The organism is Streptomyces sp. NPDC058157, from assembly GCF_042884105.1.
Lineage (GTDB): Bacteria > Actinomycetota > Actinomycetes > Streptomycetales > Streptomycetaceae > Streptomyces.
This window is the reverse complement of the sequence record NZ_JBHVUQ010000023.1, coordinates 1-20,339: the sequence shown is the minus strand read 5'-3', so window position 1 is coordinate 20,339 and position 20,339 is coordinate 1. Positions and strand designations below refer to the sequence as shown.

Below are 20,339 nucleotides of genomic sequence, written 5' to 3'. Positions count from 1 at the left end.
GGTGTTCTGGGCCGGGGGGGGGGGGCGGCGGTGGGTCCCCCCCCGCCGGGGGGGGGGGGAATGGGGGGGCGCTGCGGGGGGGGCGGGGGCCCGGGCCGGGGCCCCGGGGGCGGGGCGGGGCCCGCCGAGCCGGTCCCGACGGCGTACGGCGATGCGCGGCGCTGCCCGGACCCGGCCGCCTCGGCACAGGCGGCGGGGGAGGCCGGGCAGGCAGGTCGCCCATTCCCGGTCGGTCGCGCACCGCCACACCCGTCCGTAGTGTGCGGTGGCGCAAGGCGGTGGGGTGGTTCAACGTGAAGAAGGGCTTCGGGTTCATCGAGCAGGAGAAGGGGCCGGACGAGCTCGTCCGCTTCTCCGAGATCGAGGGGCCCGCAGCCTGATGGCCACCCCAGGCCGGCCAGTGTCGCGGGTGGGGCCCGCGAAGCGGGCTCTCGCCCCTGGAGGGAGCGGGTATGAGCAAGAGGAACCGCAAGGCGGCTGAGGCCGCCGAGGCGAGGCCCAAGTCGGACGCCACGAGGGCCGAGGACGCCAAGAAGGCCCAGGCGCGTGGCCTCCAGGCGATCGTGAACTACAGCAGGGGGAGGACCGCCCCGGACACGGAAGGCGAGGGGAGGGAGGGCCGCCACTGAAGGCCGGGGTGCGGCCTCCACGACGGGCCCCGTCATGGGGCGACGATGGAAAGCCCAACGGGCCCGCGCCCCCGGACGCCCGGGCCGGTCACAGCCGGGCCCTGGAGCGGGACCTGCCGGCCCACTGTGGCGTCGGCCGCCGGTCCGTCGAGGACGACGCTGCCCTTCTTGCGCCGCCGGCCCGCCCACCCGTCCGTGCGGCCCGAGCCCCATCGCCCTCCCGCGCGTCCCGCTCGCGGCGTACTCGGACGTGCGGCCGGTGCGCGCCAGGTCCACACCGAGGTCCCCGGTCCCGCCCGCCCACGGGGGAGGCGAGACCGGAGGCCGGCAGCGGTGGCCCCGCATCGGGTACCGCCGCTGCGAGGCCACCGGCCGGCGTGACCGGCCCGGAGTCCTCCGTCGGGTCACTGCGTCGGCAGGCGCGCCGTGCGGGCCGGTTCGGTGCGGCGGCTGCCGGTGCTTTCGAAGGCGGCGGCGGGGGACCGGGTTGCCGTTGGCGACCCAGAGGGCACGTGCAGAGCTGCTGATCGCAGACCGCCTCGCCCATGAGGGCCGCTACGGCCACCTCCTCATCGAGTCCGGCGGCATCTCGCCGCTCGGATGCCGCCGGACCGTTCCGGGCCGCCCCCTCCGGGATCCCGCTGTGTCAGCGGGGCGGGATCACCAGGAGGACTTCGTCACGCCGGGGAGGTAACCGGCGTGCGCCTGCTGCCTGGTCCGCACCCGGGAGAGGCCGAACCTGCGCAGGTAGCCGCGGGGGCGGCCGTCGACGCCGTCTCGGTTGCGGACGCGGGTGGCGCTCGCGTCGCGCGGCTGCCTGCGCAGTTCCGCCAGAGCGGTCCCGCGTTCCTCCGCGGTGGACGAGGGGCGGCGGACGATCTCCTTCAGTTCGGCCCGCCTCGCGGCGTGGCGCTCGACGGTCGCCTTGCGCTTCTCGTTCTGCGCGATCTTGCTCTTCTTCGCCATCAGACCCTGCCTCCTCGTGCGCGGATACGGGCCACGGCCGCTTCGACGCCGATCCTGTCCACCGTCTTGATCGCCCTGGCGCTCAGGGTCAGGCGGACGTGGCGGCCCTCACTCGGCAGCCAGTAGCGCTTGTGCTGGACGTTGGGGTCGAAGCGGCGCGAGGTGCGCCGGTGGGAGTGGGAGATGTTGTTGCCGAAGGCCGGTGTGGCGCCGGCCAGTTGGCAGTGGGCGGACATGGATGTGTTACCTGCCTCTCGCTGCGGCCATCCCTGTATTGGAAATGGAAACCATTGCCAATATAGTAGCGCCATGGCACGCAACGACATCCGCCCGGTCATCAAGCTGCGCTCCACCTCGGGGACCGGCTTCACCTACGTCACCCGCAAGAACCGGCGCAACGACCCCGACCGGCTGGTGCTGCGCAAGTACGACCCCGTCGCCCGCCGGCACGTCGACTTCCGCGAAGAGCGCTGACCCCACCCCCTGCCCCCGCCCCCACCCCCACCCCCGCAAAGGACCAGCCCATGAAGCCCGGCATCCACCCCGCCTACGGCCCCGTCGTCTTCCGCGACAGCGCGAGCGGCACCGCGTTCCTCACCCGCTCCACCATGACCAGCCCGAAGACGATCGAGTGGGAGGACGGCCGGACGTACCCGGTCGTGGACGTGGAGATCTCCTCCGCGAGCCACCCCTTCTACACCGGCACCGCCCGCGTCATGGACACCGCCGGCCGCGTCGAACGCTTCGAGCGCCGCTACGGGGCCCGCTGATGGCGCGGGACCCCCGACTGCCCGTCGTCATCGTTGCCGGGATCCACGCCGATGCGCGCAGGGAGGTGGTGGACCGGCTCCTGCGGGCGGTCCCCGGCAGCGTCGCCCTCCATCACGAATTGACCGGCGCGGCGGACGGCACCGTCCGCCGACTGATCCGCGACGCCACCGGGCTCCTCTCCCAGGACGGCACCCCGCTGGTCAACGACTGCGCCTGCTGCGCACTGCGCGAGGACCTGGTCCCCGAGTTGGAGCGGTTGGCCGGAGCCGGCCTGACCCGGCTCGCCGTGGTCGAGCTGTGGGACTCGGTCGAGCCGAAGGCGATGGCGGAGGTCATCGCCGCGCACGGCGGAGAGGACGTCGTCCTCACCAATGTGATCACCGCCGTGGACCCCGCACTCGTGCTGCCGTACCTCGCCAACGGCGACGACCTCGCCGAAGCCGGCCTGGCCGCGGCGCCGACCGACCGGCGGACGGTGGGGGACACCTGGGCCCGTCAGCTGGAGTACGCGCCCGTCCTCGCCCTCGCCGACAGCGAGGAGGCCGACGACGAGGACCGCGCGCTGCTCCACCAGTTGCACCCCACCGCCCGCAAGGTGGCGGCCGATTCGGGCGAACTCGCCGAGGCGGCCTTCGCGGGCTTCGACGTCGAGGCCGCCGCGGCGGCGCAGCATCCCGCTTGCGCGCTGCTGCCCCAGGACGCAGACGACGCCGGTGTCACCACGCTGGTCTGGCATCGCCGACGTCCCTTCCACCCCCAGCGCCTGTACGAGGCGCTGGAGGACCTGTGCTGTGCGGCAGCCCGCAGCCGTGGCAGATTCTGGCTCGCCGACCGCCCCGACACCCTGCTCGCGTGGGACGCCGCGGGCGGAGCGCTGTGCGTGGAGAACGCCGGCCCCTGGCTGGCGTCACTGCCCGACGCGGCCTGGGAGATGGTCCCGCCGGTGCGCCGGGCCGCCGCAGCCCTGGACTGGCACCCCGAACACGGCGACTGCTGCCAACACCTGGTCTTCACCTCGCCCGGCCTCGACCGTGACGGACTCGAACGGCTCCTGGAGTCCTGTCTGCTCACCGACGCCGAGTACGAGGCGGGCCGGGACGGCTGGAAACACCTTCCCGCCGCCTTCGACTCCCTCCTGGACCCCGCCTGACACCCGGCCCGATTTCCCCCACTACCAAAGGAGAACCCTCATGGCACGCCGCCAGGACGCCCGCAAGCCCGTGAAGTCCCGTCCGAACCCGCTCGACAAGGCCGAGATCACGTACATCGACTACAAGGACACCGACCTGCTGCGCACGTTCGTCTCCGACCGCGGCAAGATCCGCAGCCGGCGCGTCACCCGCGTCACCGCCCAGCAGCAGCGCAAGCTCGCCGCCGCCGTCAAGAACGCCCGCGAGATGGCCCTGCTGCCGTACGCCGGCAGGTAGGAGCTCGCACACCGGACCCTGAACGGCCTTCCCGCCGTGGACAGGCTCGCCGACCGGATCGCGGACGCGCTGCCGGAAGGCCGCGCCCGCGCGGCGGTGCAGCGGCGGTCGGCCTTCCGGGTTCCGGCCGGGGCGTGGGTGCGGGTCGGCGCAGGAGCCGTACGGCAGCCGCCCGGCCAGGGCCATGACGAGCATGGGTGCGCAGCCCGGCAAATGGAGTCCGGCGGCCTGCCGGGCGGGCAGGGTGTCGCCGAGGGCGATGCCGATGGTGGCGAGGATCCGGAGCTTGAGGCCGCCGCGCAGGGTGCGGTCCGGAGGAGGTCGATCAGTCGCCGCACGGGAATCGCTCTCTTGTCGTGGTGATCCGCGAGGGCAGGGCGAAGGTGACGGTACCGGGGGCGAGTTCGCGGGCGTGGATGACGGCGGCGACGGAGACCGGGGCGGCGATGGTGAAGGTGATCCAGGCCCAGGTGTAGGTGTGCAGGCCCAGCGCGGCCGAGCCGTAGCCGTCGTCGTTGATGCGCGGCAGTACGTGCCGCAGCGAGACGAACGAGGACACGATCGCGACGAAGGCGGAGAAGGCGAAGCCGGTGGTGTGGTCGCGGGCGGTGATCTTCCCTGCGATCCGGCCCCGCGCGACGGCCCACCGAGCAAGACCTCTCAATGGAGTTCGGCCAGCAGTCCCTCCTCCCGGACCATCCGGCGCTCGGTGTCCAGGTCGAGGCCGCGCGCGAAGGCCCGGTAGAGGACGCCGGCCACCGGCAGGCCGACGAGGATCGAGCAGTCGACGCCGCCGAGGAGGTCGGCTGCGGGCCCGACGTAGAGGCCGGTGATCACCATGAACGGGGCCATGCACGCCAGACCGATCACGTAGGCGAGGTTTCCGCGCCAGCCCCACCGGCCGTAGATGCCGTCCGGGTTGAAGATCTCCCGGACGACGTACTGGCCGCGCCGCACGAGGAAGAAGTCGACCAGGTTGATGGCCGTCCAGGGAATGAAGAGGTACGTCAGCACGACCACCACGTTGGAGAAGAACCAGTTGAACCGGTCGATCCCGACGAGGGTGGAGACCGCGCCGACGGCGACGAGCATGATCCCGATCGTCGCCACGCGGATGCTCCGGGTCGGCTTGACCGGCCGGAACGAATCGACGATCGAGATCATGGTGAGGCTGCCGCCGTACTGGTTGATCGCCATGATGGACAGCAGCCCGACCAGCAGCACCACCACCGCGACCGTGCCGAATCCGCTGAACAGCCGGTCGGCGGCGAGCTTCAGCGCGGTCACCGGGTCGGTGCCCTCGGGGGCGCCGGCCGAGACGACGGCACCGAGGACGAACACCCACAGCCCCGAGACCGCGCTGGGCAGGTAGGTCCACCAGAAGGTGCTGCGGACGGAGACGTCGGGCCTGAGGTAGCGCGAGTAGTCCGAGACGTACGGCGCCCAGCCCAGCTGGAACCCCGCGACGAAGACGAACACCAGCATGAACGGCGCGGGTTCGAACGGCCCGGCCTGCCAGACACCGGCCGGCAGCCCCCCGCCGAAGAGGGCCGCCGCGGTGACCGCCGCGGTGACCACGACGAAGGGCCAGGTGAGCCACCTGTTCAACCGGTGGATCCAGTCGTAGCCGAACAGGGCGATCACGGCCGCGACCACCGCGGCGATCAGGTAGCCGGCCGCGTTGGGGATCCCGAAGAGCGTGTTCATGGCCTGGCCGGACAGCAGGGCGTCCGAGGTGTTGAAGGCCACGTAGTTGACCAGGGCGAACATCCACACCGTGAGCGCGGCCCCGAGATATCCGAACTGCGGCCGTGACTGAACCAGTTGGGGAAGTCCCAGCTGGGGCCCCTGGGCCGCGTGGAACGCCATGAAGAAGGTACCGAAGAGCGAGCCCAGCACGGTGGCGACCACCGTCCACACGAGTGAGGCCCCCATCGAGAGCGTCACGACCCCGGTCGCCAGACCGGTGAGGTTGAGACTGCCCACGAACCAGATCGCGCCCATGCTCGACGGCTTCCCGTGCCGCTCCTCCAGCGGCACCCAGTCGATCGAGTGCTGTTCGATGCCTGCCGGACGTACGTGGTGCCCGGCGCTCAAGGCGTCATTGCGCATGTGGTGGCCTTCTGTGTGCGGGGCGACGGCGGCCCCCTGGCTGCCCCGGATTCCTCGATCACGGGGCGGCGCCAACCTAGACCTGACTGAAAACTCAGTCAATGCCTCGGGTGGGAGGGTGGCGCCGTCCGGCCGGGCCGGCTGAGCGAGACCGCGGACGGCAGTCAAATGACTGATGCCAACCGGGTGACCGCGACGGCACAGTGGAGCTGCTCCGCGGGCGAGGCTCCGGAGCGATGTCCACGAAGAAGGAGATTCTGTTTCATGAAGCGCGTCACTCGGGCATCGGCGGCCCTCCTGCTGGCGGGAGCCGCGGCCACCGGAGCACTCACCGCGGGCACCGGTACGGCCTTCGCGGCGGCCAACGTCACCTACGTCAACGACTTGGTGCGCACCTACGACACGGGCGACAGCGCCGGCAACTGGAACGGGTGCAACAAGGGGAAGTACGAAGGCAACGTGCGTCTCGACCGCGTGCTTCCCCGGGATGCCGAGGAGTACTACTACTGCGCACCGGGGTACTTCGGGAACGGCGTCCAGCGGGTGAACCTCTGGCTCCGGCACCGGGCCTGACGGCTCACGGCGCCCGTGCGCGACCACCTCGCGCACGGGCTCGAAGCCGCCGGGATCCCGTGAACCGACGGCCTCTTCCCTGACCTGGCGGGCGTGGGCGGCGAGCGCGAGGGACCCCACCCGGCTGTCCGTACCGCCCCGTGCCCCCCGGAACGGGCTGACGCATGGCGCCGCGAGCCGATCTGGCACGGATTGCCACACCAGCGACGCTGACTGTTCGTCAGTTGATCACCTGAGTAACATCTTCAGATCTGAGGATCCACGCGCTACCGTCCCCGCCTTCGTCCAAGGAAGGACCACTCGCGTGAGATCCATTTCCCGTGTCATCAGCGCGTCCGCCGTCTCCCTGGCCCTCGCCGCCACGCTGGCTCCCATGACCGCCCACGCCGCGACCACCGCGCCCGCACAGGCCGCGTCCCGCACCGTGGCCCCCAGCCGCGTCGTCGCCGTCCCCGGTACCGTCAACTTCCGTGACCTCGGCGGCTACACCACCTACGACGGCAAGAGCACGAAGTGGGGCACCGTCTACCGCTCCGAGAGCCTCGCGAAGATCCCCGCCGACGGCACCACCGCGCTCGCCGGCCTCGGCCTCGGCAACGTGATCGACCTGCGCGTCGGCGCCGAGCGCTCCGCCGACGGTCTCGACAAGCTCCCGGCCGGGGTCACCTCGACCTCCCTCCCGGTCGACGACACCAACCTCTTCGCCTTCATCGGACAGGTCGTCCGCTCCGGCGACCCGGCGTACCAGGAGGCGCAGCTCGGCAACGGAGCCGCCGAGGCGCGCATGACCGCCCTCTACAAGGGGTTCGTGACGAACCCGGCGAACCGGGCCGCACTGGGAGCCGCGATCAAGAACGTCGCCAACTCGACGAAGCCGATCGGGTTCCACTGCTCCTCGGGCAAGGACCGCACCGGCGTCCTCGCGGACACGATCCTCCGCGCGGTCGGGGTGCCGGCCTCGACCTCCGAGCAGGACTACCTCCTGTCGAACCAGCTCCGCGCCGCGACCGACAAGGCCCTCCGCGACCAGGTCAAGGCCGCCGGGTACATGCAGAACCCCGACCTGCTGATCCCGCTCCAAGAGGTCCGCTCCAGCTACCTCACCGCGTTCCGGGACCAGGCCGTGACCTCGTACGGCAGCTTCGGCGACTTCCTCACCGACGGCCTCGGCCTGAGCGCGTCGGACCTGCTGAAGCTGCGCTCCCGCACCGTTTCCTGATGCAGCAGTCGTGAGGAAGGAGGCCCCGTTTCGCCCTCTTGCGGGAGCGGCGCGCGGGACGGCGTGGGCCATCACGCCGAACGCAGGACGCCTCCGCCGGCCGGCTCGCCGGGGGTGGGGGCCTTGCGCAGGAGTGCATCGGCCCCGAGCGGGGGGCGGCAGCGCGGCTCTCCACTGCCCCCGGTGTTCCTGGGCCGTTGGCGCTGGACAAGACCGGCCGCCACCAGCTCCGGCGGCAGGAGGTCCGGCTGGTCATACCACCGCCAGACCTCCTTTGCTCCGCTCCGTTCCGGGAAACGTCGGCGAGCCGGGCCGCACCGTCCCCGAGCGCGTATCAACGGCGAAGGACCGCCCACCGTGGGCACTGACCGCACCACGCCATCGTCGTCCGTCGCCAGGGCGAGAACCATGCTCCATGCCTCAGCGCCCGTGATCGGCGAAACAATGGATCCACGCACGCCCCCTGGTGAGGCCGACCGAGGCGCAGGGGCGACCGCGAGCCGTCGGCTAGGGTGCGCGGATGGCATTCGGACGGACATAGGCGGTTTCCGGCCGCCGTCGAGGCCTGCGAAGCGGCCGTACGGGCGCAGGACGCGAACGCGGCACAGCAGGCCTTGACGCAACTGACGCACGGTTTCGCAAAAGCGGCGGACAGCGACCTGAAGGCGGCCGGCCCCTGGCTCTCCGCCCAGCTGGCTGCCGTTGAACAACAGCTCGCGCAGCACCGGTTCGACAGCGCCGCCCGGTAGCCACGCGACAATCCGCCGTCCAAGCCCCGAATGAGCTTGGACGGCGGCTTCGTGTTTGGTCCCGCGAGTTTTACGAAGCCGCGGCCTCGGTATTCGAGCGGTGGGGATCAACAGTCAGCGGATTTGAGCCAGATCCAACCTGCAGCCAGAGATGCCGAAGTCAATGGCGTCATTGCGATAAGTGGCATTCCATCAGGGCCCATGACGGCTATCAGGAGCGCTGCGAGTCCAAGGGTGAGCAAGGCGCAGTACCCGATAATCCATCGAAGTAGCGCGTGGGCGATAGCGCGGGCTAGCTGGCGGATGTCTGAACAACCGCAGCGAGTTTTCGCACGGGACCAATAACATGGGGTATGCGAAGGGGGATTCGACCTCGTACGAGCAGCCGCAGGTAACACCCGGCGGTAGGACGGGGCTCATGTCTCCACCGTGCGGGCCGGCGGTCATTCGAGCGTGCCCAGTGCGGTGTCCGGGCGGCATTGAGGGCAGGCGGGAATGCCTTCGGCGAGGGCCCGCCGGGCGGTATCGGCGGTGGGCCGCCTTGCAGTGGGTGCGGGTGTCCCCGCAGGCGCCGGTGTGGACCCGCGCCGGGGGCCGGCCAGTGCCGATCCCGTGCGCGATCAGCCACTCCGGGCGATGCTGCCGGGGCTGACCGGCATCCTCCTGGCGGCGGCGCCGATCGGCGCCGGCACCGGGCTGATCACCACGCTCGGCTTCGCCGTGCTGACCGGGTTCCTTCCGGTGGCGGCGTTCCTGCACCGGTGCTCGGCGTCGTCCGTCGCCCAGGTGCGGACGAGGTTCTGAACGGCCGCGCATGCCTCGTCAGTTCTGGTGTCGCCGCTTCAGCACACGCCGGGCGATGAGCGCCGCGGCAAGGACGCCGAACGCGATGAGCGCATAGAGCTGGTAGCGGGTGATCTCGTCGTAGAGGGTGGTGATGTGGGTGCCGGCGACGTAGGCCAGCGTCGCCCACAGGCCCACCCACAGTGCGGCGCCGAGCGTGTTGAAGGCGAGGAAGCGGAGCCAGGGCATGCCGCTGGTCCCGGCGATGATGCCGTTGGCCTGGCGCAGCCCCTCGATGAACCGGGCCACCATGACGATTCCGCCGCCGTGACGTCTGAAGAACAGCTCCGCCTTGTGGAAGCGCTCGGGAGTGAGGAAGACGTAGCGGCCCCATCGGTGGACGAAGGCCCGGCCACCGGAGCGGCCGATCAGGTAGCCGACGTTGTCCCCGGCGACGGCCGCGACGAAAGCGATCAGGGCGACGGCCACGATGTTCAGCCGGCCGGCCCCCGCATAGATCCCCGCGGCGATCAGGATCGTCTCGCCCGGGGCGGGGACGCCGAAGTCCTCCACGAAAACCACGACACCAACGGCCCAGTACCCGTAATGGCCGAGCAACGGGGCGAGGTGGGCCAGCGGGCCTGGCAGGGGCGGCGCCATACCTGCACTGTACGCCGCGCTCCTGACCGGCACGCCGCTCGGCGGGGCGGGGCGGGGCGGGGCAGGGCGAGGACGACGGCGCTCCCGCGCCCGGTTCTGCAACTGCCCGACACGGGCCAACGACACGGAGTCCCGATGGCCTCCGGTGGCCTGGGAGCCAGAGCTCAGCCTGCCTCTGCCCAGCGCCGATGCGCTGGGCGGCGCGGTCAGGGCGTGACCGTGGGTGGTGTCACGCTTTGGCGGGCAGGTCCGACTCGCGCCCGACGCGGGTATCGGCCGTGGCGGATTAGGGGCAGTGGGTCGTGGAGCGTTCGGAGAAGGCCAGCGACGCGCCGGCGAGATACAGGCGCCACACTCGGGCGGTCGACGTTCCGACGAGGGCCTCGATGTCGCTCCAGCGCCGTTCGGGAGCTTCCCCGGCCTCACACGCCCTGCAGGGCACGCTCCTCGCGGCTACCGGCCACCTCCGGGCCGACATCCGGTCGGGCTGGCAGAGCATCGCCGGTACGTGAGGATCCTCGATTCGGCACGGCCCCACGTGGTGTACGAACGGGAACGGGGTAGACGCGTCACAAGAGAGGTCGGCCGTCGGCAGCCGGGCGTCGCCCCGCGGTCGAGTCGTTGCATGGCCGGCCGTGCCAACACCCCAGATGCCACCACGGCCGTGGACGGCCCGGTGAAGGGTGGCGTCGGCAAGGACGGACCATGAAAGCGGCAGTGTACGAAGGACCGCGGACGGTGACGGTCAAGGACGTCCCCGATGCGAAGATCGAACACCCCAGCGACATCCTGGTGAAGATCACCACCACCAACATATGCGGCTCCGACCTGCACATGTACGAAGGCCGGACCTCCTTCGAAACGGGCCGGACCCTCGGCCACGAGAACCTCGGACAGGTCGTCGAGGTCGGCAAGGCCGTCAGCAAGGTTCAGGTCGGCGACTGGGTGGTCCTCCCCTTCAACATCGCCTGCGGCTTCTGCAAACAGTGCGAGCAGGGCCTCACGAACTACTGCCTGACCATGCAGCCCAAGCCGGACATGGCCGGCGCCGCCTACGGCTTCGCCGAGATGGGCCCGTACCAGGGCGGCCAGGCCGAGCTGCTGCGCGTCCCGTACGGCGACTTCAATGCCCTGCGCCTGGGCGAGGACGCAGCCGAGCGGCAACTCGACTACGTGATGCTGGCCGACATCTTCCCCACCGGCTACCACGCCACCGAAATGGCGGGCGTCAAGCCCGGGGACCAGACGATCGTCTACGGAGCGGGCCCGGTCGGCCTCATGGCCGCCTACTCCGCACTCCTCAAGGGCGCCGGCCGCGTCTGGGTCGCCGACCACCAGCCCGACCGCCTCCGCCTCGCCGAACAGATCGGCGCCATCGCCATCAACACCGCCGAGCAGGACCCGGCCGAAGTCGTCAAGGACGCGACCCTGGGCCTTGGCGCGGACAACGGCTGCGAATGCGTCGGCTACCAGGCCCACGACCCGCAGGGCGAGGAGGACGCGACCCTGACCATGAACGGGCTCATCGACTCGGTCCGGTTCACCGGTGGCATCGGCGTGGTCGGTGTGTTCCTGCCCGAGGACCCGGGCGGCGCCGAGGCACAGGGTGAGCTCGAAGCCCAGGGGAAGGTACCTCTGGACTTCGGCATGCTCTGGTTCAAAGGCCAGCGGATCGGCACCGGCCAAGCGCCGGTCAAGCGCTACAACCGCGCCCTGCGCGACCTGATCGCCGGCGGCAGGGCCGAGCCGAGCTTCCTCGTCTCCCACGAACTCGACCTCGACGAGGCCTCATCGGCGTACGAGCACTTCGACAACCGAGACGACGGCTGGACGAAGGTCGTCCTCCACCCCAACGGCAGCAGCCGGAACACGAACGGATCCTCCCGCCACACACTGCAGGAACTGCGCCAAGAAGCGAAGGCACAGGGCATCGAAGGCCGCTCCCACATGAACAAGCAGCAGCTGGAACGGGCACTCAAGCGTTGAGCACCGCAGGCCGGTGGTACGCGGTGCCGTGGTCAGGCGGCGGCTGGGCATGGACGGTACGGGGGTTTCATAGTCGGCGCATTTCGACCGCGCCGGTCCTCTCGGCGCTGCGCAGGGCGTGGGTCCCCTGCCTGCCGCGGTGGCCGGTGAGGTGGGCACGACCAGCCCTGCCTGGACCGCTCCGAGGTGGGCGGTCCGCCAGGCAGCCGTCCGCAACCCGACAGCGAGCACCGAACCCGGAGTCGTCCTCATCGCCCTCGCGGGCTTGTCCGCCTTCTTCCGCCGGGCCGGGGCGGGTCCCGGGCCGGGCCCGGCGGGGCCGCTGGGCCTCTGGAGGAAGATCAGTGGCATGCTCGTCCTGATCGGGACGGGTCAACTCGGCCACTGGCCGACCAACGAGGGGTTCGCCGGTTTCCCGGAGGCAGTCCGGTGGCTCCCCGCCGCGCTCGCGGGCACGTGCGGCCGTCCTGTTAGGGCTGGCCGTGCGGATGTTCGTTCCTGCGGGCCGGCGTGCCGCCAGCGCGCCCCCCGTTGCCGGTCCTGCTCGTGAACGTGATCACGTACGTCTCGTCGGTGCGCCACGGAGCGATGACGCAACGGGTGGACGCCGCCCTTGTGTGACGGGTCGGCCGGACCGCCTGGAGGTGGGCGCATCGTTCCTGCGGTGAATCCGCTCGGCCGGCGGGGTGAGTGGCCGGCTGTGGGGCCGCTGTGGCGGTGGTCGGGGCGGTATCACCGGGTGGTGATCAAGAACTCTTTCCGCGGCTTTGCCGCCACCGCCCTGGCTTTCACCGCTCTCTCGCTGTCCTTGCCCGCTGCTGAAGCGCACGCCGTCGCGGCGGCGAACATCGTCATCATCGACGGCTACACCAAGACGGTGAAGGAGTCGGCGGGGACGCCCGTGGAGTGCCCGGAGTACCAGGTCATGCTGGGCCGTTCGCATTCCGGTGACGAGAACGGCAACACCACGTACTACTGCGGCTTCATCCTCGTCAACAACGAGATCGTCAATGTGGAGGGGTCGACTTGGACGGGGTCCCAGAGGGAGAGCGACTCGCTGTTCACGGCGCCGTCCGACCAGGCCATGGTCGGCCGGGTCCACTCCGGTGACGAGAACGGCCAGACCAGGCACGCGAACGCGGCCATGACGTGGGAGGGGCGGACGGTCGAGCTGACCTCGTACCGCTGGACCGAGGGCATGAAGGAGAGCAGCAGCTACTCCAAGGCGGGCCCTGGCGAGATCATGGTCGGCCGGCAGCACAAGGGCGACGAGAACGGCACGACCTGGTACCGGTACGCCAAGGTCACCCTCGGCTGACAGACCGGCCCCAGGCCAGGGTCCCGGAACAGGGGCCGGCCTGCGGCTGACACCGGTCCCGTGGGGCCGACGGCCGCCTCGCTAGTGCCGGCCGGGCCCGGTGGCGCCCCGCACCGGTTCCACCTGGACGACCCGTGGTTGTCGCTGGCCGAGGACGCGGCGGGCGAGGACTCGGTGTCGGGGTGGTCCACCGACGCCGACGTGGACGCGTTGGCCGAGCTGGCGGCCGGGGGGTCGGGTGTGTCCGGTTGGCGGCGCCGGGCACGGGGCCGTCGGCGATGCCGGGGGAGGTGCGCGTGGCCGAGCGGTTCCGGTCGGGGTTGGGCGGCCTGCGGGTGACGCCGGCGTGGCCGGCCGGTCCGATGGGCGCCGCCGCGGGGTGGCTGATGGTCGGCTTCACTTCGTGGCCTGCAGGGCGCGGTGGGCGGTGGTGCGGAGGTGGTCGAGGACGTGGGGGTCGGCATCGAGGGTGTAGTCGGTGTCGAGGCTGGCCAGGGTTTGCACGACGTGGGTCAGGTGGTCGGCGGAGGCGTCGACGCGGCAGGTTGTCTGGTCGATGGGGTGGATGCGGGTGGCCAGGCCCCGGGTGCGAGCGAGGATGTGGTCGGCGGAGGCGTGGACGGTGGCGATGGCGCGGTAGCGGGTGGGGGCGGCCGAGATGCGGTGCGCGACGAACCGGGCGGGGTCGGTGCCGGGGATCGCGCGTGGGGGGACGCGCCTGCCGGTGGTGGTGGGGTGGGTGAGGCGGTCCAGGCGGAAGATCCGCCAGTCGTTCTTGCCTGAGTCGTGGGCCAGGAGGTACCAGAGGTCGCCTGAGGCGACGGGGTGGTGCGGCTCGACGCGTCTCGGCGTGGTGGTGCCGTTGCGGGTGGTGTAGTCGAAGGTGAGGATCTCGTGGTCGCGGCAGGCGACGGCGAGGGTTGCCAGGAGGGCGGGGTCGGCGCGTGGCCCGCGGCTGTCCCAGGTGATGCCGGCGAGTGAGGTTTCCAGGGCGGTGACCTGGCTGCGCAGGCGGCGGGGCATGACCTGCTGGAGCTTGGCCAGGGCGCGCAGGGCGGTTTCTTCGATCCCGGTCAGTCCGCCGGCGGCGGTGTGCAGGGCGACGGCGATGGCAACGGCTTCCTCGTCGTCGAGGAGGAGGGGCGGCAGGTCCGCGCCGGGGGCCAGGCGGTAGCCGCCGGTGTGCCCGCGGGAGCTGTGGACGGGGTAGCCCATCTCGCGTAGCCGGTCGACGTCGCGGCGGACCGTGCGCACGGTGACCGAGAGGCGTTCGGCCAGGTCGGCGCCCGACCATTCGCGGCGGGTCTGCAGCAGGGACAACAGCCGCAGCGCGCGGGCGGTCATGTCGCTCGTCATGAATTCCACTGTGCACGGGTCAAAGGACACCTGCTGTCCTGAAGTCCTCCTACTGTGGAGCCGTCCACCCGATCAAAACAGGAGGATTCAGTGAAAATCGCCATTCTGGGTACCGGTGGCGGGGCCCGCGCCCACATCGCCAAGCTCGCCGAGCTGGGCCACGAGGTCCACGTCGGTACGCGTAACCCGAAGGCCACGCTGGCCCGCACCGAGCCGGACATGGTCGGCACCCCGCCGTTCGGCCCGTGGCTGGCCGAGCACCCGGGCGTCGAACTGCACAGCTTCGGTCACGCCGCCGCCCGCGGGGAGCTGATCGTCAGCGGCATCGACGGCCACAACGCGGTGAGCGCCCTGTCCGCCATCGCCGGGCAGCTGGCGGGCAAGACGCTCATCGACTACGCGGTGCCGTACCTCTACAACCCTGACATCGAGCACCCGTGGCCCACCCCGTGGGGCGTGATGCCCACGCTCGACCCGTGCGACAGCGACAGCCTCGCCGAACAGATCCAGCGGGCCCTGCCCGACACCAAGGTCGTCAAGGCATTCGTCACCCAGGAGCAGACCACCGTGGTCAACCCCGGTGCCATCGGCGGCGGTGACCACACCATGTTCATCGCCGGCGAGCACGCCGACGCCAAGCAGCAGGCCCTTGACCTGCTCAAGGCGTACGGCTGGAGCGACGTTCTCGACCTCGGCCCGCTGGTCGCCGCCCGCGGCATGGAGATGTACGCCCACATGCACTCGGCCATCGGCTTCGCCCTCGGCTTCGGCACCCACTTCGGCATCAAAGTCGTCCGCTGAACCACCGGTAAGGAAGCATCTCCATGACCAGCCACACCCGCGCACCCCTGTCCGGCAAGATCATGTGCCACGCGATGTGGGCGCCCGACGGCAGGCAACTCGCCGACTTCTACGCCACCGCCCTGGGCACCACCGTGACCCAGACCTTCCCGGGCGAGGACGGCGTCGAGACCGCCTTCGCCCTCCACGTCAACGGGGCCATGTACCTCTTCTACACCTCCCCCTCCCACACCGCCCCCGACTGGCCCAAGCAGGACCTGCCCTTCCACATGGACCTGACGTTCAAGGACGTCGAGGCAGCCGAGAAGCAACTGGTCGAAATGGGAGCCACCAAGCCCGACCACCAGCCCGGCGGAAAGCACTGGACCGTGCTTCTGGACCCGTCCGGTCAGCCCTTCTGCATCCACGCCAGGTGCTGACCTCATCCCTCCTTCCCTACCCGGAAAACGGCCCTGTCGCGCATCACCCGCCACCGAGCGCCTCGGCCCGCCGGCCGGTCCCGCGCCCCTTCGACCGCCCGGCCAGTACGTCGGCACCGACCGATCTTCGCTACTGGTGACGGAGAAGCTGCCGAGTGAGCATCTGTGACAAACCGCGCGTCACACTGGTGACAGCCGGGCTGCTTCGCTCGTTCTCCTTCGCCAGCTCAACCGGCTCAGCCGGTGACAACAACCGAGCTTCGGCTCAACTCCGCCGAGGACGTCGCGTTCCTGGAGGTGGTCCGCCCTGCGGAGGACTGCCGGGCGGTGCGCATGGTCGCGGCGGGCCGCTGCTCCCCCCTCGCCACCCTCGAATCCGTCGCACCGGGCGGGGAGCGGGTGTTGTTGGCGGGGGTGGCGCGGATCGAGGGGGTGGGTCGGGCCGCCGTGGTGAACTGGCGCCGCCGACCGGACGACTGCCCCGCCCCGGTGGCGGGTACGGACGTCCACCCGCAGTTCGAGGCCCGCGCTTCGTCACCTGGCTCCGGGCCCACGACAAGATCGGCGTTCCTGTGGGGCCGACGGTCGCCTACCTGACGCTGGTCGGGACCGGCGGCGCCGCGCACTGTCCGCCTGGATGACCCGCACCTGCTCCTGGCCGACGATGTGGCCGGCGAGGACGAGTTGTCCGGCTGGGCCGCCGACGTGGACGCCGACGCGCTGGCCGCTCTGGCGGGGGCCACGGTGTCGCGGCTGACGGCGCCCGGCGCGGGCCCGTGCGCGGTGCTCGGCGGGAGCCTGGTGGGCACGGTCCTGTTGCGCCGTCTGCGGCGGGTCCCCGGCTGTCCCTGATCCAGGCCGTCGGGTCTTGATCGGGTGCTACTGCACCCGCTGGTGCCCGTTCCCGCTCCACCACCGGTAATTGTCGCCGCGGCGCCGGCCAGCCGGCGCGCGGCGGAGTCCCTGGGACGGCCCGCCTTCGCTGACGAACCGGCGGGCGGCGATGCGCGCCGGCGGCGAGGTCGCTGCTCAGAGGCCGAGGGCCAGCAGGATCGTGACCGCCGGGGGGACGGGGGCGACCCACCCCGCCCAGCGGGCCACCGGCGCCAGGGTGGGGCGGCGCCTGCACAGCCAGAAGAACACGGCGAGCAGGGGAGTAGCTGTCCAGGACCCGAACCAGCAGACCGTGACGACCGCCACGGTCTGAGGATGGACCTCCGCAGCCATCCCGGCCAGAGCTCCGAAGACGAACGCCACCGGGATCAGGGCCACCGCCAAGGTCGTGGCCCACATCAACACCACGTCGATGGCAGGGGTCGCGGCCGGGCGTTCGGCGCTCAGGGAGGGAGTCGTCTCGTGCACGGGTACAGCCAACCGGCTCCGGCGCCGGTTCGCATGCGTGGGCGTACTCAGGGGAGGGGGTCTTCCTACTCATCCTGCCCTGGGCCTCGGTCACCCGGCTTCGGGCTTAGCGAGGTAGAGCAGAGCGTGCCGGCGGCCAGGCCACGCAGCGTCCGCCCGACCGACATGAACCTCGGCTGTGATCTCCGAACGCTGTTCGGGTCCGCCGCCGAGGAACCCCTCCAGCTCGAAGATGATGTCGTCGAGGTCCTCTTCCACCTCAGCAGTGCGTGCGGTGATGGCGAAGTGGAGGACGATCGCGTCCGGTCGAGGCTCTACCGCGATACCGCGAAGGTGTGGCCCGATGAGTCCCAACGCCGCTTGACCTGTTTGGTTGAGCAGGTAGTTCCTCCGCAACAGGCCGCGCTCTTCGTCCGCTGTGAGGTGCGGGTTGTAGTACTGCCCGGCGGGGTGATCTACATACGTAGGGTACCGACCCCGTCGACACGGCCCCACGTCGAGCCTTCGCCCGTGTCCGGCGATGCCCGCGGGCGGTGACGGCGGCGCCGAGGGATCAGGCCAGGCGTCCGTGGACACGGGAGAGGCCTACGGCCAGGACGGCGAGGGCTTCCGCAGCCGCTCCAGGCGTTCGATCGCGGGCAGGGCCTGCTGGGCCTGCTGGGCGTGCGGTGTGCGGAGGACCGCCTCGAGGTCGGCGGCTGCTTGCGCGGCGACGAGGCGGTCGGTAGGGGTCGCAACCCACGACTGGTCGTGGATCTCCTGCTCGGCTCCCTGAGCCAGGATTTCGATCATCCTTCGCGGCTTCATCCGGTCACCCTAAGGCTTGTCCCGCAAACTTCCTGCTCAGAGCCTGATGGCATGATCTAGGCGTGATCAGTGAACCCGACCAGCTTGGCGCAATGCGGTACGTCCTGTTTGACGTCGATGGCACGTTGATCGACGCCGTGGACAACCAACGCCTGGTCTGGCGTACCTGGGCAGAGCGGTATGGACTGGACCCTGATGAGGTCTACCGAGTGGCGCTGCGGACGAGGCCGATGGAGACGTTCACGCAGGTTGCCCCGGGCCGGGATCCCCGGGAGTGCCTGGCCGCACTGCATGAGTTGGAGGACGAGGACGTTCGTTCCGGCACGTATGCGGCCTTCGATGGTGCCTCGGAGCTGCTGAATGCCCTGCAGCCCGGGGCCTGGGCGCTGGTGACGTCGAACTACGAGCACCGGGTACGTGGACGTTTCGCGCGAACGGGCCTGCCGGTCCCGAAGGTTGTCGTGGATGCGGCCGCTGTAGCGGAAGGCAAGCCGTCGCCGGTGCCGTATCTGCAGGCAGCCGCGCAACTTGGCGCCCAACCGGAGGACTGTCTGGTCATCGAGGACGCCCCCTCCGGGGTGCAGTCCGGGCTGCGGGCCGGGATGACGGTGTGGGGTGTCAACACTCCCGCGGCGGTGGAGGGCGTGCATCGTCATTTCGGCAGCCTGCGCGAAGCAGTCGATGACATCCTCGCCTTCACGTCCGGACCTCGGCCTCACAGGTCGAAGGGGGGAGCCACGGTGGAATGATCTTGCGGGGGCTGGTGTGATCACGGCGTCGGAGTCGTCTTGGATACTCCCCTTCACCGGGATGAGCCCGCGCCAGTTCACGAAACTGGTGACGGCGCTGCGATGAGCGGGGTCGGTACCACCCGCCGAGGCAGGCCGTGGAGCCTTCCGCTAGCGGACAGGAAGCTACTGGTTACGGCGTACCGGCGCACGAATTTGACGATGCGCCAGCTTGAACCGCTGTTCGGTATCTCCAAGTGCGCTGCCGACCGCATCATCGACCACCTCGGTCCGCTCCTGGCGCTCCAGCCCCGGCGCCGCTTCACCAAAGACGCCGTCCTCATCGCGGACGGCGCCTTGGTCCCCACCCGCGACCACGCGATCGCCGAGCAGTCCAAGAACTACAGGTACTCCACCAACCACCAGGTTGTCATTGACGCCGACACCCGCCGGGTCGTCGTGGTCGGCCGGCCCTGCCGGGCAACCGCAACGACTGCAAGGCGTGGGAGCAATCCGGGGCCAAAGCCGCCGTCGGAAGAACGATGACGATCGCCGATGGCGGCTATCCGGGAACCGGGCTTGTCATGCCCCACCGGCGCAGCAAGGGCGAGGGAGGAGGAGCTCCCCGGCTGGAAGCAGGAGCACAACCGCTCACACAAGCAGGTCCGTGCCCGAGTCGAGCACGCCTTCGCCCGCATGAAGACCTGGAAGATCCTCCGCGGCTGTCGCCTCAAGGTCAATGGTGTCCATCACGCGCGAGAGGTCACTTTTTTCCAATTCAAGTCCGAAGGTCGGCCGGTAGGCTCCGGAGCGTCACGGGGAGTGGATACGGCAAAACATGGAGTGTTGTCCTGCTATAGAAAGTGCAGACGCCGGGCGGGAAGGGACCGTACTGTGACGATGAGTCGTCAGGCCTTACGTGAAATAGTCCGGAATGCGAGAAAAGCCTATGAGGCGGGTGACGAGACCTTCGTAGCTGGAATCAGCCTCAATTCCTACAGTGCGACACATCGTGAATCCATGATGAAAAGCCTGTACCAGGTCGTTAAGGGGGTGCAGGCCGAGGGCTGGTTACATGTGGACACAAAAACCCTTGTGGCAAGCTGCATATTGCTTTTAGTACGTGCGTAATGAGGAAAGTACAACCGAGATGGGTCGACGGGAAGGACACCCGAAGGCGAGGGGCAGGAACGCAGCGGGCGCCCGGTCGGCTCATGGGATCAGGTCGGTGTGTGGGTGCTCGGCGGAGGTCGGGCAGGTGTAGATCTGTACGTTGTCCGTGCTGTCTACCTCTACCCTCGTCGGCTGAGAAGGAGCCTGGCCCGCGAAGTTCAGCGTGCCGGTCTGGTGGGGTCGCGGATGTCGAAGAGGGAGAGCGCGCCGGTCATCTCCATCAGCCGGTGCAGCTGGTGGGGGAGCGGGCCCTGCAGGGCCAGCGGGCGGATGTGGAGCAGCCGGATCAAGGCGTTGAGGAAGCTGGAGTCGGCGAACGACACCTGCCTGACGTCCACGACCAGGAGGCCGACCGGGGCGTCCAGACGGTTTCAGCTGGTCGGGACGGGTGCCTGGACCACCTGCGGGGGGGTGCCCCTATGTGTTTGGTCAAGGTCGAGGGCCAGTAGGTTCGTGTGGTCGAGGACGGGGTCGAGCCGTAGGGGTGTGCATGGGTGATA

The 20,339-nt window shown here is 70.2% G+C and carries 27 protein-coding genes and 1 pseudogene; 17 read left to right on the top strand and 11 right to left on the bottom strand.

From position 1 onward, the window contains the following. Positions 1–260: 260 nt before the first annotated feature. Both ACFVXK_RS08620 and ACFVXK_RS08615 read left to right on the top strand, forming a co-directional pair. Positions 261–380, top strand: a complete 120-nt coding sequence (locus ACFVXK_RS08620) for a cold shock domain-containing protein (RefSeq protein ID WP_389610774.1) — start codon at positions 261–263, stop codon at positions 378–380. A 72-nt stretch (positions 381–452) separates the two neighbouring features. After that, complete coding sequence (locus ACFVXK_RS08615) at positions 453–629, top strand: hypothetical protein (RefSeq protein WP_389610773.1); 177 nt, start codon at positions 453–455, stop codon at positions 627–629. A 660-nt stretch (positions 630–1,289) separates the two neighbouring features. Here the strand turns inward: ACFVXK_RS08615 and rpsN are convergent. Both rpsN and rpmB read right to left on the bottom strand, forming a co-directional pair. After that, entirely contained in the window at positions 1,290–1,595 is a 306-nt protein-coding gene (rpsN, locus tag ACFVXK_RS08610; RefSeq protein WP_389610772.1) for a 30S ribosomal protein S14, read from the bottom strand. Next, positions 1,595–1,831 carry a 50S ribosomal protein L28 gene (rpmB, locus tag ACFVXK_RS08605; RefSeq protein ID WP_389610771.1) on the bottom strand — a complete coding sequence of 79 codons (237 nt, stop codon included), beginning with the start codon at positions 1,829–1,831 and terminating at the stop codon, positions 1,595–1,597. The genes rpsN and rpmB overlap by 1 nt, the downstream gene beginning before the upstream one ends. A 73-nt stretch (positions 1,832–1,904) precedes the next feature. Here rpmB and rpmG point away from each other — a divergent pair, with 73 nt between their 5' ends. Genes rpmG through rpsR form a run of 4 tightly spaced genes read left to right on the top strand, consistent with a single transcriptional unit; the run spans position 1,905 to position 3,793 of the window. Continuing rightward, a complete protein-coding gene (gene rpmG / locus ACFVXK_RS08600) occupies positions 1,905–2,069 on the top strand; it encodes a 50S ribosomal protein L33 (protein ID WP_389610770.1) in 165 nt (54 codons plus the stop codon). A gap of 50 nt (positions 2,070–2,119) precedes the next feature. Beyond that, positions 2,120–2,365, top strand: coding sequence for a type B 50S ribosomal protein L31 (locus ACFVXK_RS08595; protein ID WP_389610769.1), 246 nt, complete (start codon positions 2,120–2,122; stop codon positions 2,363–2,365). Then, positions 2,365–3,516, top strand: a complete 1,152-nt coding sequence (locus ACFVXK_RS08590; RefSeq protein ID WP_389610768.1) for a CobW family GTP-binding protein — start codon at positions 2,365–2,367, stop codon at positions 3,514–3,516. Before ACFVXK_RS08595 ends, ACFVXK_RS08590 begins: the two co-directional genes overlap by 1 nt. Positions 3,517–3,556: 40 nt before the next feature. Then, a complete protein-coding gene (gene rpsR / locus ACFVXK_RS08585) occupies positions 3,557–3,793 on the top strand; it encodes a 30S ribosomal protein S18 (protein ID WP_389610767.1) in 237 nt (78 codons plus the stop codon). 325 nt (positions 3,794–4,118) lie between these two features. On the opposite strand, the gene ACFVXK_RS08580 is transcribed toward rpsR, so the two are convergent. Continuing rightward, complete coding sequence (locus ACFVXK_RS08580; RefSeq protein WP_389610766.1) at positions 4,119–4,457, bottom strand: hypothetical protein; 339 nt, start codon at positions 4,455–4,457, stop codon at positions 4,119–4,121. Then, positions 4,454–5,905, bottom strand: a complete 1,452-nt coding sequence (locus tag ACFVXK_RS08575; RefSeq protein ID WP_389610765.1) for a purine-cytosine permease family protein — start codon at positions 5,903–5,905, stop codon at positions 4,454–4,456. Before ACFVXK_RS08575 ends, ACFVXK_RS08580 begins: the two co-directional genes overlap by 4 nt. 264 nt (positions 5,906–6,169) lie before the next feature. On the opposite strand from ACFVXK_RS08575, the gene ACFVXK_RS08570 reads away from it, so the two are divergent. Together ACFVXK_RS08570 and ACFVXK_RS08565 are read left to right on the top strand one after the other, a co-directional pair. Then, positions 6,170–6,478: a hypothetical protein gene (locus ACFVXK_RS08570; RefSeq protein ID WP_389610764.1), complete on the top strand. Its 309-nt coding sequence runs from the start codon at positions 6,170–6,172 to the stop codon at positions 6,476–6,478. A gap of 304 nt (positions 6,479–6,782) precedes the next feature. Further along, the gene (locus ACFVXK_RS08565) at positions 6,783–7,697 is read left to right on the top strand and encodes a tyrosine-protein phosphatase (protein ID WP_389610763.1); all 915 of its coding nucleotides are present in this window, start codon (positions 6,783–6,785) and stop codon (positions 7,695–7,697) included. A 1,192-nt stretch (positions 7,698–8,889) separates the two neighbouring features. Here ACFVXK_RS08565 and ACFVXK_RS08560 read toward each other — a convergent pair. Next, positions 8,890–9,048 (bottom strand): DUF6233 domain-containing protein, encoded by a 159-nt coding sequence (locus ACFVXK_RS08560; RefSeq protein ID WP_389610814.1) that lies wholly within the window; start codon positions 9,046–9,048, stop codon positions 8,890–8,892. Positions 9,049–9,058: 10 nt separating this feature from the next. Between ACFVXK_RS08560 and ACFVXK_RS08555 the strand changes: the two genes are divergently transcribed. Then, positions 9,059–9,250 carry a hypothetical protein gene (locus tag ACFVXK_RS08555; protein WP_389610762.1) on the top strand — a complete coding sequence of 64 codons (192 nt, stop codon included), beginning with the start codon at positions 9,059–9,061 and terminating at the stop codon, positions 9,248–9,250. A gap of 18 nt (positions 9,251–9,268) precedes the next feature. On the opposite strand, the gene ACFVXK_RS08550 is transcribed toward ACFVXK_RS08555, so the two are convergent. Beyond that, on the bottom strand, positions 9,269–9,889 hold the full coding sequence (locus ACFVXK_RS08550) for a DedA family protein (RefSeq protein WP_389610761.1): 621 nt from the start codon (positions 9,887–9,889) through the stop codon (positions 9,269–9,271). Positions 9,890–10,594: 705 nt separating this feature from the next. On the opposite strand from ACFVXK_RS08550, the gene ACFVXK_RS08545 reads away from it, so the two are divergent. After that, positions 10,595–11,875, top strand: coding sequence for an alcohol dehydrogenase catalytic domain-containing protein (locus ACFVXK_RS08545; RefSeq protein WP_389610760.1), 1,281 nt, complete (start codon positions 10,595–10,597; stop codon positions 11,873–11,875). Between the two features lie 742 nt (positions 11,876–12,617). Then, a complete protein-coding gene (locus ACFVXK_RS08540) occupies positions 12,618–13,193 on the top strand; it encodes a hypothetical protein (RefSeq protein WP_389610759.1) in 576 nt (191 codons plus the stop codon). A gap of 396 nt (positions 13,194–13,589) precedes the next feature. Here the strand turns inward: ACFVXK_RS08540 and ACFVXK_RS08535 are convergent, their stop codons facing one another. Continuing rightward, positions 13,590–14,549, bottom strand: coding sequence for a helix-turn-helix transcriptional regulator (locus ACFVXK_RS08535; RefSeq protein WP_389610758.1), 960 nt, complete (start codon positions 14,547–14,549; stop codon positions 13,590–13,592). A gap of 90 nt (positions 14,550–14,639) precedes the next feature. Between ACFVXK_RS08535 and ACFVXK_RS08530 the strand changes: the two genes are divergently transcribed. The 4 genes from ACFVXK_RS08530 to ACFVXK_RS08515 all read left to right on the top strand — a co-directional run bounded on the left by ACFVXK_RS08530 (position 14,640) and on the right by ACFVXK_RS08515 (position 16,621). Further along, entirely contained in the window at positions 14,640–15,350 is a 711-nt protein-coding gene (locus ACFVXK_RS08530) for an NADPH-dependent F420 reductase (RefSeq protein WP_389610757.1), read from the top strand. 23 nt (positions 15,351–15,373) lie between these two features. Beyond that, positions 15,374–15,769 (top strand): VOC family protein, encoded by a 396-nt coding sequence (locus ACFVXK_RS08525; RefSeq protein ID WP_389610756.1) that lies wholly within the window; start codon positions 15,374–15,376, stop codon positions 15,767–15,769. Between the two features lie 243 nt (positions 15,770–16,012). Continuing rightward, positions 16,013–16,366, top strand: a complete 354-nt coding sequence (locus tag ACFVXK_RS08520; RefSeq protein WP_389610755.1) for a hypothetical protein — start codon at positions 16,013–16,015, stop codon at positions 16,364–16,366. 69 nt (positions 16,367–16,435) lie between these two features. After that, positions 16,436–16,621: a hypothetical protein gene (locus tag ACFVXK_RS08515; protein WP_389610754.1), complete on the top strand. Its 186-nt coding sequence runs from the start codon at positions 16,436–16,438 to the stop codon at positions 16,619–16,621. Between the two features lie 177 nt (positions 16,622–16,798). Here the strand turns inward: ACFVXK_RS08515 and ACFVXK_RS08510 are convergent, their stop codons facing one another. The 3 genes from ACFVXK_RS08510 to ACFVXK_RS08500 all read right to left on the bottom strand — a co-directional run bounded on the left by ACFVXK_RS08510 (position 16,799) and on the right by ACFVXK_RS08500 (position 17,938). Beyond that, on the bottom strand, positions 16,799–17,131 hold the full coding sequence (locus ACFVXK_RS08510; protein ID WP_389610753.1) for a hypothetical protein: 333 nt from the start codon (positions 17,129–17,131) through the stop codon (positions 16,799–16,801). Positions 17,132–17,221: 90 nt separating this feature from the next. Next, a complete protein-coding gene (locus tag ACFVXK_RS08505; protein WP_389610752.1) occupies positions 17,222–17,707 on the bottom strand; it encodes a hypothetical protein in 486 nt (161 codons plus the stop codon). 9 nt (positions 17,708–17,716) lie between these two features. After that, positions 17,717–17,938, bottom strand: coding sequence for a hypothetical protein (locus tag ACFVXK_RS08500; protein WP_389610751.1), 222 nt, complete (start codon positions 17,936–17,938; stop codon positions 17,717–17,719). 62 nt (positions 17,939–18,000) lie between these two features. Between ACFVXK_RS08500 and ACFVXK_RS08495 the strand changes: the two genes are divergently transcribed. Both ACFVXK_RS08495 and ACFVXK_RS08490 read left to right on the top strand, forming a co-directional pair. Next, positions 18,001–18,687 (top strand): HAD family hydrolase, encoded by a 687-nt coding sequence (locus ACFVXK_RS08495; protein ID WP_389610750.1) that lies wholly within the window; start codon positions 18,001–18,003, stop codon positions 18,685–18,687. A gap of 61 nt (positions 18,688–18,748) precedes the next feature. Next, positions 18,749–19,422: pseudogene (locus tag ACFVXK_RS08490) on the top strand (transposase); the annotation flags it as partial. Between the two features lie 575 nt (positions 19,423–19,997). On the opposite strand, the gene ACFVXK_RS08485 reads toward ACFVXK_RS08490, so the two are convergent. Beyond that, positions 19,998–20,177, bottom strand: a complete 180-nt coding sequence (locus ACFVXK_RS08485) for a hypothetical protein (RefSeq protein WP_389610749.1) — start codon at positions 20,175–20,177, stop codon at positions 19,998–20,000. Positions 20,178–20,339: the final 162 nt, after the last annotated feature.

What these genes read in the sequence shown, in the direction of transcription:
- ACFVXK_RS08615 (WP_389610773.1), top strand. Translation starts at nt 453, where the DNA reads ATGAGCAAGAGGAACCGCAAGGCGGCTGAGGCCGCCGAGGCGAGGCCC.
- rpsN (WP_389610772.1), bottom strand. Translation starts at nt 1,595, where the DNA reads ATGGCGAAGAAGAGCAAGATCGCGCAGAACGAGAAGCGCAAGGCGACC.
- rpmB (WP_389610771.1), bottom strand. Translation starts at nt 1,831, where the DNA reads ATGTCCGCCCACTGCCAACTGGCCGGCGCCACACCGGCCTTCGGCAAC.
- rpmG (WP_389610770.1), top strand. Translation starts at nt 1,905, where the DNA reads ATGGCACGCAACGACATCCGCCCGGTCATCAAGCTGCGCTCCACCTCG.
- ACFVXK_RS08595 (WP_389610769.1), top strand. Translation starts at nt 2,120, where the DNA reads ATGAAGCCCGGCATCCACCCCGCCTACGGCCCCGTCGTCTTCCGCGAC.
- ACFVXK_RS08590 (WP_389610768.1), top strand. Translation starts at nt 2,365, where the DNA reads ATGGCGCGGGACCCCCGACTGCCCGTCGTCATCGTTGCCGGGATCCAC.
- rpsR (WP_389610767.1), top strand. Translation starts at nt 3,557, where the DNA reads ATGGCACGCCGCCAGGACGCCCGCAAGCCCGTGAAGTCCCGTCCGAAC.
- ACFVXK_RS08575 (WP_389610765.1), bottom strand. Translation starts at nt 5,905, where the DNA reads ATGCGCAATGACGCCTTGAGCGCCGGGCACCACGTACGTCCGGCAGGC.
- ACFVXK_RS08570 (WP_389610764.1), top strand. Translation starts at nt 6,170, where the DNA reads ATGAAGCGCGTCACTCGGGCATCGGCGGCCCTCCTGCTGGCGGGAGCC.
- ACFVXK_RS08550 (WP_389610761.1), bottom strand. Translation starts at nt 9,889, where the DNA reads ATGGCGCCGCCCCTGCCAGGCCCGCTGGCCCACCTCGCCCCGTTGCTC.
- ACFVXK_RS08545 (WP_389610760.1), top strand. Translation starts at nt 10,595, where the DNA reads ATGAAAGCGGCAGTGTACGAAGGACCGCGGACGGTGACGGTCAAGGAC.
- ACFVXK_RS08535 (WP_389610758.1), bottom strand. Translation starts at nt 14,549, where the DNA reads ATGACGAGCGACATGACCGCCCGCGCGCTGCGGCTGTTGTCCCTGCTG.
- ACFVXK_RS08525 (WP_389610756.1), top strand. Translation starts at nt 15,374, where the DNA reads ATGACCAGCCACACCCGCGCACCCCTGTCCGGCAAGATCATGTGCCAC.
- ACFVXK_RS08500 (WP_389610751.1), bottom strand. Translation starts at nt 17,938, where the DNA reads ATGAAGCCGCGAAGGATGATCGAAATCCTGGCTCAGGGAGCCGAGCAG.